Source organism: Metabacillus litoralis (assembly GCF_020524045.1).
Taxonomy (GTDB): Bacteria; Bacillota; Bacilli; order Bacillales; family Bacillaceae; genus Metabacillus; species Metabacillus litoralis_C.
The window spans coordinates 199,522-211,530 of sequence record NZ_JAIVKL010000001.1 but is presented as its reverse complement, the minus strand read 5'-3'; the positions used below and the strand labels follow the sequence as shown (position 1 = coordinate 211,530).

Here is a 12,009-nt window from a genome sequence, read left to right as displayed (position 1 = left end):
AAATATCATCATGAATAACAGGAGGGAAAGTTATTGAAGAATAAACATTTAACTTTTTCCATTAGTATTCTGATCTTTGTTGTAGGTGTATTCTCAGGTATATTTTATTCAAGTTTTACAAATGAATCAGAAATTGAGTCGAATCCTTCTAATCGTATCATGACAAAAGAGGAACCAGTTAAAGGTGGAACAAAGTTAATAGGATATGTGCAAGACTTTCGTGATCCAACTGGACTTAATATTAAAGAACTCACTCATATTATTTTCTCCTTTGCACATCCAACAAGTAATGGTGAGCTTCTTATGAATGGAGAAGCTGCATATACAAATTTACAAACAATAACAAAAAAAGCACACAAACAAAACACAAAAGTCTTCCTTGCAGTTGGTGGTTGGTATCATATTGAAGGAGGAACTTCGTATGATTATTTTAAAGAAGCCATTTCAAAAGATCATTCAAAATCAAAGCTTATCAACGAATTAATGAAAATAACACAAAAACATAATCTTGATGGAATTGATATTGATTTTGAACATCCTCGCTCATCAGAAGATGCAGCTCATTTACTTTCGTTTATCAAAGATTTAAGTAATCAACTTCACGGTGAAGACAAAGAACTTTCCATCGCTGTTTATTCAAAAGTGAACAGTGTGACAGGTGAGGAAGTTAAAAGTATTGTATATGATTCAGAGATGTTCAAGTTTGTCGATCATGTAAACATTATGGCTTATGATGGACACTGGGATGATGAATATGATGCAGCTTTTTTGTCACCTTTTTCTTTTACACATGATATTGTTAGTTACTGGACAAATATGTTTGATGAACTAGGGATTTCTAGAAATAAACTTGTATTAGGTGTTCCTTTTTATGCTCAACCAGAAGAAGAGACAGAGACTCAATTAGCTTATAATGAAATCATCGCACATGATGTCACTAATTCAGATCAAGATCGAGCAATTATTAACGAAATGATCTACCATTATAATGGTACAAAAACAATTAAAAGGAAAACAAAACTAGCAATTGTAAACGGTTTGGGTGGTATGATGATATGGGAAATTGGTCATGATGCACCAGGTGACCAAAGCTTAATGAACGTAATAGCTGAGATTTATGATAGTGAATATAAGGATATTGTGGATCAGTAGTTTGAATAATAAGGGAAATTCAATTAAACATAATGGCTTTTCTTTGCTGACTAATTAGTATAGTCTATACAATGTATTATTAGAAAAATAATTTTAAAAAGGATGAGAATTGTCATGAAATCAATTATGCCTTTGAAAAAAAGAGAAATAACAGATAGCCGAATTATTTTAGGATGTATGGGCTTTGGTGGTGGATGGAATGCAGATCCAATTACAAATGAACATATAATTCAGGCGGAAAAAGCGATTGATGCTGCTCAATCTGCGGGAATTACAATGTTTGATCATGCAGATATTTATACTATGGGTAAAGCTGAAAAGGTCTTTGGAGAAATAGTAAAGACCAGACCATCATTACGTGAAAATGTTGTTATTCAATCAAAATGTGGTATCCGCTTTCAGGATGAATTAGGTCCACAGCGTTATGATTTTTCAAAAAAACATATTCTAACATCTGTTGATGGAATTTTAGATCGACTACATACTGACTACATCGATATTTTATTATTGCATCGTCCAGATCCACTGATAGAACCAGAGGTGGTTGCAGAAGCATTTGAAGAATTAAAAGCTTCTGGAAAAGTGCGTCATTTCGGAGTCTCTAATATGACAGCTGCACAAATGAAATTTTTAGATGTTTACAGTCCAGAGCAAATGATTGTAAACCAATTAGAAATGAGTTTGAAAAGAAATGATTTTGTTGAACAAGGGATTTTAGTTAATCAAAAAGCAGGAAATGAAATGAATTTTGCAGATGGAATTTTGGAACACTGTCGCTTAGAAAATGTGCAAATACAAGCATGGTCACCATTAGCAAACGGAATGTACACAGGAAGAAAGGTAGAAAACTTATCAGAAGCAGATATCAAAACGATTGAATTGGTTAAACAAATGGCCGATGAAAAGAACACAACGAAAGAAGCAATTGTTCTTGGATGGTTAATGCGCCATCCAGCAATCATTCAGCCTGTCATCGGTACGACAAATCCAGAGCGTATTAATAATTGTGGTGAAGCAGTTCAGATATCAAAGGAAATGACTCGTGAAGAGTGGTATTCATTATTTACAACTGCTCGTGGTCATAAAATGCCATAGATGAGTAATCACCAGTCGATTTGATGTACTAAAGAGATTGGGACATAATTAAAGAAGTCTTACAAAAAGACAAATAAATCTAAATTCAGTTAAGCTGAAAGAAACAAGTTCGTTCCATTGCGCTGCAGACATTTGCTTTCCTCGGGGAGGAAGCTAAGCCTCCTCGGCGCAAGCGCCTGTGGGGTCTCAGCCTTTCCTCTGAACCCGCAGGAGTCAAATGTCTTCCGCTACATTCCACTAGTTCTTAAAAGTGGTTTCTAAAATCAAAAAATCTATTGTAGACAAAAAATAAAAACCCGAACTATTAGGCGAATGATTAATTGATATATCACCTAATAATTCGGGTTTTTCATTAGCTTTAATACTTATTTCCCAGCCTCATTTTTATTATATTGTATGTGTTTTTCAAATCTTCTTGGAAAAGTAAGTGATTATGGTTTCTTTTTAGAATTCTGTCCATTTTCTTCGCGTATAGCTTCAACTTCTTCTGTTACACATATTCTTGTTATTTGTTCAGTTAACATATGACTTATGTAATCTTCTTCTTCAATGCAGTTATCGTCCTTTTTCACATCATTTACCCACTTTCTAAATTATTATTGTTCGTTTTTATTATTAGCTCTGTTTAAAGGTGATACAGGTACAAACATTCACATTCTAGGGAAAAAGTATTTTTTTCTTATGTGCAAAAAGTGAAGAAGGCAAACTTTCGGGTTTTTCATAAGACGTTGCACACAAAATTTCTATTAATTAAAAGTTATTTTTAAGATAGCCTATTATTAAGAAAGTATGCTTTTTAAACAAGGAATTATTAGTGATTTTTGTGTTTCAAAAACAATGCTTTGTAGAGACGGAATAAAAAAAGTCAGAAGCTACCCAGCATAGAACTGGAGCGTCTAACCTGTGGTCACATCGTATTAATGATCTTGATTGTGTGTGTTAAGGACACTTTCGAGTTCTTGCTCTGTAGCTTCATAAAATTGTCTTCCATCAGGCATTTTATATATATTGTTAAGTAAGAGAGCATCAATGATCTTTACTTTTGAAGTATTGATTAAGTTAGTAACATAAGACATGCTATCACCTCTAATTTGTAAGCGTTTACAATATAATAATAAAGAATTACCTGTAAAATGTCAATAAAAGGAGCTTGAAAATGAAAGTTAAGTGATAAAAAATAAATCTTTCTCAAACTTTATTAATTCTTAACCTAGGTGGTAACGAAATCGTCCAACTCTCATTAACAAATTACCAGTTAAGGAAACCAAAAACTCGTAAGGTTAACTAAAATCACAATAGTCAAATGCCTTTTCTTCCATGCCACTAAATAGGATAATCACAAGTAACAACTCCTGAAATATTTATTGAATCGTTACTTGTGCATATAGTACATAATTAGTTCAAAAATATAAATGTAATTTTAAGCCACTAAGATCATTTTCTTAGATAAATCTTTATCTATTTATTTTACAAACCATGATTTTGATCGTTTAATAAATACCATTGAACCAAACCCTAAAATTGCGATATACAATTCAATTATCCAGATTTGTTCTAAATAACCAGTTTGGAAAAATACAAGTGGGAAGTCAATGACCCCATGAACGATGATTGCCAAAATAACATAAGAAAACTTTTTCTCAACAACAGCATATAGCACTAGAAGTGATAAAGCAATTTGTAGAAATACGGCGAAGAATCTTTCCATTGTCATAAATAATGAATTTGATACACTTTGATTTAAGACAGTTTCTTTTAATATCGTAAGTTGTTCTGAAGTGAGTTGACCTAACATACTTGATTCGAATATACCTGAGTTTATCATAAATGAAAAAATGATATTCGGTACATTGATAAGCAACATTAATACAATTGCTTCAATTCCACCCCAGCCAATTCCAAAAGACACTCCATCTTTGTAAGTATGATATTTCTTTAATAACCAAGTAAATAAGATAAAACGTCCAATCTCTTCAAAAATTCCTGCTGCTGATGCACCGTAAAGTCCAAAAGCCCAGGGATGTTCAGCGTAGTTTGGAAAAGCGGAAATAACCACTACGTGTAATATTTTTTCTAAAACTTGAGTAATAACAATGAATCCAACAGCTCCAATAATAATTGGTTTAATTGATATACCGACTTTTTTCTTATAATACATAATTAGTCCAAAAAATAGTAGGAAGGAAAAGATTACTGGAATAAACATTGATGCAATCGTAACATTGCTAATCATTGAAAAACACACCCTTTTTATTTATATTATCATTATCAATTATAATAATAATACTATTATTGGAAATGTCAATGAAAAATTATAAATTTTATATTTAACTTTAACTTAAAGTTAGCGGAGATCATTTACTTCTGTAGAAACATGTTATTATTGATATTTTATGGAGTAAAAGAGGTGTTTTTTGGCTACATTGTTAAAAGGTATTGTTTTTCAAGGTTTTAAATTGAGAAATTTTATAACGAAGTAGTTTTAAGTATATTATGAGTGCTTCAGACTACTATGGGTTGGAGACTTTAGACTAAATAGAACCACATGCTCTAAGATCTCTAAGGGTTCAGGGGATGTTTCGCTTTGATTCATGCTAATATCTAACAATTTAACTTAAAAGTTAAACGTAAAATTATTACTTTTTGTAAAAATATAAATAAAAAAAACTTTGTAAGAGACATTTTTTGAGGTTTCGCTGGTGTTTAATTTAGTTCTTATATTATAATAAGGTAATATTAATTGTTTTTTGAAGGAGAATACGATGGAAAAAAATGAACAAGGCGTTGAAAAGAAGAAGGTAAGTTTACAAGAATTAATGAAGCAACAGCTAGCAAATAAAAAACAGGCTCAACAAGATGGAAATCAGTCGAAAAATAAAGGGTTGGGTGGAAATCATAAAATGACGAGTCAACAAACTAAGAAACCTAGTAATACTCGTCGAAAAATGGGTAGTTAATAACTGTCTGAGCAAATCATCTATGATTTTGCTCAGTTTTTTTATACACGTAATCATTTTTATTTTGTTTTAATGTCTGGCTCCAGGTGTCTTTGATTCTTTCTTAATAATACAAGGAATTTCCCCATTGTTAGCGAATATCATATACAGTAAGTTTTCTTCTTAGGAATAGTCAAAATGTAACCGTTTTCTTAATTGTGAGGAGGAATGTACATGTACTTAACAATCGGGGAATTATTTGAACAAACTGTGTTAAAGTTCGCTAAAAAAGAAGCGCTTATTGATCTCTCGAGGAAAATCAGATGGACCTATCATGAATGGAACGAGGAGGTAAATCGTCTTGCAAATGTATTAATTTCTTCAGGAATTAGAAAAGGGGATCGAGTTTCAACTTTTTTATTTAATTCATCTGAGTTAGCTACAGTTTATTTTGCAGCAGCTAAAATTGGGGCAATAATTAATCCTATTAACTTTCGCTTAAAAGCTGAAGAAGTAGCTTATATTTTGAAAGATGCTTCACCAAAGATTGTTTTATTTGAGGCAGCTTTAGAAAGTGAAATAACAAAAATTCATGAGCAATTTCCTTCCATTTCTTTTTGGTTTATTGACGAATCAGCTCCTAGATATGCAACTTCCTATCATGAACAAATTAAATCAGCTTCTATAAAAAATCCAACAATAGATGTTTCAGAAAATGATACATACGCAATTATGTATACCAGTGGAACGACTGGTCGACCTAAAGGAGTTATGCATCGTCACCGAGATATGATTGAACAAAGTCTCATTTGTATATCTTCCATTGGTATTACACCAGAAGATATCGGTTTAGTTACGGCTCCAATGTTTCATTGTGCTGAGTTGCATTGCAGCTTTCTTCCGCGTGTCCATGCAGGTGCAACAAATGTTATTATCCATCATTTTGATTCAAAAGAAGTTTTACAAGCTGTAAAGCAAGAGGAAATCTCAATGCTTTTTGCTGCACCCACGATGTGGAATATGATGCTTCAAGAAAACCTTGAAGAATATGATCTATCTTCGTTGAAAGTTGGGTTATATGGCGCTGCTCCTATGGCACCCGTTTTAGTGAATGCTTGTAAGGAACGTTTAGGGATAGATTTAGTCCAAGCATATGGAATGACTGAAATGGGGCCTGCTATTACATTTTTAGGAAAACACGAACAAATTTCTAAAGCAGGTTCAGCAGGTAGAGCTTGTTTTAATCATGAAATACGTATCGTCAAACCGAATGAAAACGGACCTTCAGAGCCAGAGGATATACTACCAGCAGGTCAGGTTGGAGAAATTATAGTAAAAGGTCCTTGCATGATGATTGGGTATTTTAATAAAGATGAAGCAACAGAAAAAGCATTATATAAAGGCTGGTATCATTCTGGTGATTTAGGCTTTTTAGATGAAGAAGGTTATCTATTTGTAGCAGATCGCGTGGATGATATGGTGATAAGTGGTGGAGAAAATGTTTATCCTCGTGAGGTAGAAGATGTTCTTTATGAACACGAAGGTGTTTTAGATGTAGCTGTTTTAGGGGAGCCTGATGAACTATGGGGCGAAAGAGTACTTGCGGTGATTGTTAAAAAAGATAAAAACCTCACAGCTGACGATCTTGAAAATTTCTGCAAAAATTCTGAGAAAATCTCACCTTTTAAGCGTCCAAGACGATATGTTTTTGTTGATCAACTTCCTAGAAACGCGAGTGGGAAAATTCAAAAGTTTCTATTGAGAGAAAGTTTGCAGCAAGAGGAAGCAAAATAAAATCAATGAAAAGAAACTTTAATAATACAATGGCTCAAACCTCTATTTAAATAGAGTTTTGAGCCATTATGATTATGAATTCTTATGGTGAATGTAAGTAGTATGTTCAAAAAGAAACTTATTTCTTCTTAAACGCTTTACCTGTTACACTTTTGAATACCTTTGAAGATGTTTCGACTGTTTGATCAATAGCGTTATTACCCGTGTCAGAAAGCTTTTTAACGATTCTGCCAGAAGAGTCTACAGTTTTCCCAACAAGCCCGCCTTCTCCCGATATTGATTTTACAATTTTACCTGACGTATCTACGGTGTTATGAACAAAATCATTTGCCTCTTTAGCTACACCTTTAATTAAGCCCTCATTTTGTTCATTTTTACTGTTTGTCAAAAGATTACCTCCTTTAAAGTCAACCACTTTAATACCTATGTAGGACAACAATAGTATTATGAGTCAAATTTAAATTCGGTATTTTTCATGTTGTTATCATTTGTTTTTGACTATATGAAGTTGGGATAATAGGATAATAAATAAATTCAAACTGTAAAATACTATTCAATGTGCTATAGTTAAAAAGCATTTGTCGGATTTATAGTATTAAATTTATGAAAAGAGACGTGATTACCTTTGACAGATTTTTCACAATTAGGCATTCGAAAAGAAATTAATTATACATTGAAGTCGTTAGGACTTATTAAACCAACACCAATTCAAGAAAAAACGATTCCTTTTGTTCTTGAAGGGAAGGATATTATCGCACAGGCGCAAACAGGAACAGGAAAAACTCTTGCATTTGTTCTTCCAATCCTCGAAAGAATTGATGGTAATAGTTCAGAAGTTCAGGCGTTGATTTTAACTCCAACGAGAGAATTAGCTCAGCAAATTTCAAAAGAAGTCAAAAAGATGATTGAAAATATAGAGGGTGTAAATGTATTAGCGGTATATGGTGGACAAGATGTTGAGCATCAGCTTAAAAAGTTAAAAGGAGCTCAGCATATAGTCGTAGCAACACCAGGTCGATTACTAGATCATATTCGAAGAGGAACGATTGATCTTTCTACCGTACAGATGTTGGTCTTAGATGAGGCTGATCAGATGTTACATATGGGTTTTCTTCCAGAAGTAGAGAATATCTTGTATGAAACACTTTCAACTAGACAAACGATGCTATTCTCTGCCACGATGCCAAACGAAATTAAAACATTGGCAAAAAAATATATGCAAAATCCAGAAACGATACAAATTAAAGCAAAAACAGTTACTGTGGATGAAATTAAGCAAATTGTGATTGAGACAACAGATCGAAGGAAACAAGCAACTTTAATGCATTTACTTCAAGAGCAACGACCATTTTTAGCTATTATTTTTTGCCGAACAAAAATTAGAGCAAAAAAACTACAGGAAGCTCTAATAGCAAATGGTTATGATTCAGATGAACTGCATGGAGATTTAACACAATCTAAACGTGAAAAGGCTATGAAGCGGTTTCGAGAAGCGAAAATTCAATTCTTAGTTGCAACAGATGTTGCAGCTAGAGGACTTGATGTAGAAGGTGTTACACATGTATTTAACTACGATATTCCACAGGATGTTGAAAGCTATGTTCATCGAATAGGACGTACGGGTCGTGCGGGTGGTAAAGGAATTGCCTATACTTTAGTTGCACCAAAGGATATGGACTTTTTAAGAATGATTGAAAAAGGTGTTAATCTTACAATTGAAAAACAGGTTATTAAGGGCATAAGCGTTCCAGATAAAGAAGGGTATGAGAAAGAGCGGAAAGATGAAATAAGAAAGTCTAGACGCTTGTCTACATCAAGTCAAAATAATAAAAGGAACAAAGATTTTGAGGGTTTGAATAGAAGAAATAATAGTGATAATGGTAGAAAAAAAACGAACTTCTCTAACAAGCGAACACGTTAATTAAAACAGAAGAGGTTGACTCTTAAGTATGAGATACTTTTTGAGTCAACCTTTTTTTCTTATTTTTGTAAATCTTTTTTTGTAATTTCACTTCGAATTGAAAGATCTTTTGAGAATTCAGTATCTTTTTGTTTGTTATTTGGGTATTTATTTTTGCGCTCGCGATTATCATTTTTGTTTGTCATCTTATGTACCTCCTTCCGATCTATCTCACTTTTATTGTGTGCAAACTCATCTTAATTATTTTATTTTTATTTTGATTATGAAGCATGTTGTTGATTAAATTGAATATGTGCTCTTGAATAAAAGTGTTATAGAGGAAAGATCTCAAAGGGAAAAAAATGGATTTAAAGAAAATTGTTAGATTTGGGTTATTTTTTTGAGTGATTACGACGATTTCAACAAGCAACTAACTGTAATTTAGTGTAATTCTAAAGAAAATATTTAAAATTGTATGGATTTTTAAATTTAGGTTCAAGATCATTTGGGATGACTTTTAAGCTTGCTTTTTATCAAATTTATTACATACTTATTGTTCATTTGATTATACTATTTTTGACAATATCTAAGGAGAATCACATATGGATAAAAAAATATTTTCTTTTATCAATCGATTGGCAGGTAAGAATATGTTGATTGATCGAATGATGGTCTATGCATCAAATGATTTACGTTATGTCTACCCATTTGCAATGATTATTTTGTGGATTCAAAATCCCAAAAAGACAAAAGCTGTGTTTGAATCATTTTTTTCCGTTCTTATTAATGTTGGGCTATCTTTATTATTTAAAAAAGTTAAATATGTTCCACGACCATTTATCTCACGAAAAGCAAATGTGTTGCTTACATCTAAAAACGATTCTTCCTTTATAAGTAAACACACGATTTTAGCATATTCAGTTTCAACTTCTATTTATTTATATAATAAAGTTTTGGGTATATTTATGTATCGATTATCTGCACTAGTAGGTTTTTCACGTGTTTGGACTGGAGTACATTATCCTTATGATATTCTTCGGAGTGCTTGTATTGGAAGCTTAGTAAGTGTGATAGTAAATCGATTATTGAAAAGCAAATAAAAAGTGATACTAAGGATTCATCCCCTTTAGTATCACTTTTTCTATTTCACGAATTTTCTTCACTATTTTGTTTTTTCTTAAAAAAAGTAACAGCTCGTTTTTTCATCGATTTAGTTAAGTATCCACCTTTAAACGAACGAATTTCATAAGACATTAAGAAAGCTTTAGGCTCAAATTTATCAATGATTTCGAGTAATTCATTTTCTCTAGATCGTTTAGCGACGATATCTAAACGATATCGTGCGGTACTAATTCCTTCCCCAGTATAAACAGTTACTCCAAATCCAGCTGATCGTAAAGCATTAACAAGCTCCATATTTTTATCAAGGATATTCGCTTGATAAGTAATATAACCAATTGCTAATTTGCGCTCCAGTGAACCCCCTAGAAGTAAACCAACGCTAAATCCAACAATATAAGCAACGATATTATACATGTTTGAAAGATCTTGAAAAACAAAAATCAAACTTACAATATAAATAATTCCTTCTAATAAACCAACACCAGCTGCTGATTTTGTTTGGTTTTTAACGAGTAAAATCGTTCTCATTGTAAGGACAGGTACATAAATAAGTTGTAGTACAAAAATCAATAAAGCTTGTAAAAACATGTTAAATAGTTCCCTTCTATATCATTAATAACGAAAGCATAACACATTTTTTATCTTTTAAAGGGTAGATTTTTAATATTTTTCTTTGTAATTTATGTAATTGTACAAAAGAGAGTAAGGAACTTAATTTCTCTTTACACATATTAATATTATAAAGTGCCTAGAAACTCCGGGTTAGGAGAAGTGATCTCATGAAAACTATCGTATTTATTGGATGTAATAAGTCTGGTACTAGTAGAGAGGCATTAACCATTGCCGAAAAGATGGGTTATTTTACAGTATTATTTACAGACAGAAAAAAATTCATACAACAGAGAGAAGAGTTCACTGAAGCTCATCTTATGATCTATAAAAAAGACTTGTTAAATAAAGAAGATGTTTTAAACGAAATAAATGAGCTAAGAGATAAAGGAAAAGATATTCGGGCAATTGTTAGCTTAATCGATCCATTTGTTTCATATTCAGCAAATTTGTCAAAAGAATTAGGATTGACTCAAATGTCAACGAATGCTTTATACATTATGGAAAATAAGACTAGGTTTCGTTCATTGCTAAAAGACTTATCTTGTTCACCTTATTATACAATTTTTAAAAGCGATGAATTAATGAATGATTCCCTAAATAGAGCCAAAGAATACTTACCTCTTGTAATTAAATCCCCTGAATCTAATGGCTCTAAAGATGTTTTATTAGTAAAAACGATCGATGAATTAAAAGTAGGAATGAAGAACATACAAAGTAAAGAAAAGCCCTTACAAATATTAATAGAAGAATATCTTCAAGGGAGACAATTCCTTATTGAGGTTATCGTTTATAACCAAACGACCTTTATTGTTGCTGTTATTGAACAAGAAATAACGAGCAAAAAAAGATTTATTATAACAGGCTATCATATGCCTGCACAGCTATCTAGTTCTTTAATGGAGGAATTAGAAAAAACCATTTCAGAAATTATCCACAAGTTAGGCCTGATCAATGGTTCATGTCACTTAGAAATGAGATTAGTACGTGGGGAGTGGAAGTTAATTGAAATTAATCCTAGAATCTCAGGGGGGGCAATGAACCGAATCATTCAGTATGCAACAGGTATAGACCTCGTTAAGGAAACATTAAGATTATATTTAGGTGAAAAGCCTTTAGTAGAAAAGAAAAAGAATCAATTTGTGTTTACAAATTATTTAATCGTAGAGAGAAAAGGGAAATTAATAAAGGTAACAGGAAAAAATAGAGCGAAACAATTTAAAGGTGTAAAAGAAGTATATGTAAAACCAAGAAAAGGGAGCATATTGACACCACCAATGTCTATGGGTGATCGATATGCCTATGTAATTGCTACGGGAGATTCACCCCAAGAAGCAAAGGAGAATGCATTGCGAGCTTCAAAGGAAATTCAATTTTTTTTAGAACCTTTTTAAGGAAGCT

Annotated in this window: 13 protein-coding genes; 7 read left to right on the top strand and 6 right to left on the bottom strand. The window is 32.2% G+C overall.

Going from position 1 to position 12,009, the window contains the following annotated elements:
* Positions 1–33: 33 nt before the first annotated feature.
* Positions 34–1,152 carry a glycoside hydrolase family 18 protein gene (locus LC076_RS01045; RefSeq protein ID WP_226665497.1) on the top strand — a complete coding sequence of 373 codons (1,119 nt, stop codon included), beginning with the start codon at positions 34–36 and terminating at the stop codon, positions 1,150–1,152.
* A gap of 114 nt (positions 1,153–1,266) precedes the next feature.
* Entirely contained in the window at positions 1,267–2,247 is a 981-nt protein-coding gene (locus tag LC076_RS01040; RefSeq protein ID WP_226665495.1) for an aldo/keto reductase, read from the top strand.
* Positions 2,248–2,678: 431 nt separating this feature from the next.
* Here the strand turns inward: LC076_RS01040 and LC076_RS01035 are convergent, their stop codons facing one another.
* The 3 genes from LC076_RS01035 to LC076_RS01025 all read right to left on the bottom strand — a co-directional run bounded on the left by LC076_RS01035 (position 2,679) and on the right by LC076_RS01025 (position 4,480).
* A complete protein-coding gene (locus tag LC076_RS01035) occupies positions 2,679–2,819 on the bottom strand; it encodes a hypothetical protein (protein ID WP_226665493.1) in 141 nt (46 codons plus the stop codon).
* Positions 2,820–3,164: 345 nt separating this feature from the next.
* Complete coding sequence (fbpA, locus tag LC076_RS01030; protein WP_226665491.1) at positions 3,165–3,323, bottom strand: Fur-regulated basic protein FbpA; 159 nt, start codon at positions 3,321–3,323, stop codon at positions 3,165–3,167.
* A gap of 386 nt (positions 3,324–3,709) precedes the next feature.
* Entirely contained in the window at positions 3,710–4,480 is a 771-nt protein-coding gene (locus LC076_RS01025) for a YhfC family intramembrane metalloprotease (protein ID WP_226665488.1), read from the bottom strand.
* Positions 4,481–5,009: 529 nt separating this feature from the next.
* Between LC076_RS01025 and LC076_RS01020 the strand changes: the two genes are divergently transcribed.
* Positions 5,010–5,204: a hypothetical protein gene (locus tag LC076_RS01020; protein ID WP_226665487.1), complete on the top strand. Its 195-nt coding sequence runs from the start codon at positions 5,010–5,012 to the stop codon at positions 5,202–5,204.
* 213 nt (positions 5,205–5,417) lie between these two features.
* Complete coding sequence (locus LC076_RS01015) at positions 5,418–6,977, top strand: fatty acid--CoA ligase (protein WP_226665485.1); 1,560 nt, start codon at positions 5,418–5,420, stop codon at positions 6,975–6,977.
* A gap of 118 nt (positions 6,978–7,095) precedes the next feature.
* Here LC076_RS01015 and LC076_RS01010 read toward each other — a convergent pair whose 3' ends face one another.
* The gene (locus LC076_RS01010; RefSeq protein ID WP_226665482.1) at positions 7,096–7,365 is read right to left on the bottom strand and encodes a hypothetical protein; all 270 of its coding nucleotides are present in this window, start codon (positions 7,363–7,365) and stop codon (positions 7,096–7,098) included.
* Between the two features lie 237 nt (positions 7,366–7,602).
* On the opposite strand from LC076_RS01010, the gene LC076_RS01005 reads away from it, so the two are divergent.
* Positions 7,603–8,898 carry a DEAD/DEAH box helicase gene (locus tag LC076_RS01005; protein WP_226665480.1) on the top strand — a complete coding sequence of 432 codons (1,296 nt, stop codon included), beginning with the start codon at positions 7,603–7,605 and terminating at the stop codon, positions 8,896–8,898.
* A gap of 59 nt (positions 8,899–8,957) precedes the next feature.
* Here LC076_RS01005 and LC076_RS24060 read toward each other — a convergent pair whose 3' ends face one another.
* Positions 8,958–9,083 (bottom strand): hypothetical protein, encoded by a 126-nt coding sequence (locus LC076_RS24060; RefSeq protein ID WP_264191368.1) that lies wholly within the window; start codon positions 9,081–9,083, stop codon positions 8,958–8,960.
* Between the two features lie 396 nt (positions 9,084–9,479).
* Between LC076_RS24060 and LC076_RS01000 the strand changes: the two genes are divergently transcribed.
* Positions 9,480–9,977, top strand: a complete 498-nt coding sequence (locus LC076_RS01000; protein WP_226665479.1) for a phosphatase PAP2 family protein — start codon at positions 9,480–9,482, stop codon at positions 9,975–9,977.
* Between the two features lie 46 nt (positions 9,978–10,023).
* On the opposite strand, the gene LC076_RS00995 is transcribed toward LC076_RS01000, so the two are convergent.
* Positions 10,024–10,587 carry a DUF2179 domain-containing protein gene (locus LC076_RS00995; protein ID WP_226665477.1) on the bottom strand — a complete coding sequence of 188 codons (564 nt, stop codon included), beginning with the start codon at positions 10,585–10,587 and terminating at the stop codon, positions 10,024–10,026.
* A gap of 191 nt (positions 10,588–10,778) precedes the next feature.
* Here LC076_RS00995 and LC076_RS00990 point away from each other — a divergent pair, with 191 nt between their 5' ends.
* A complete protein-coding gene (locus LC076_RS00990; protein WP_226665476.1) occupies positions 10,779–12,002 on the top strand; it encodes an ATP-grasp domain-containing protein in 1,224 nt (407 codons plus the stop codon).
* The last annotated feature ends 7 nt before the right edge of the window (positions 12,003–12,009 follow it).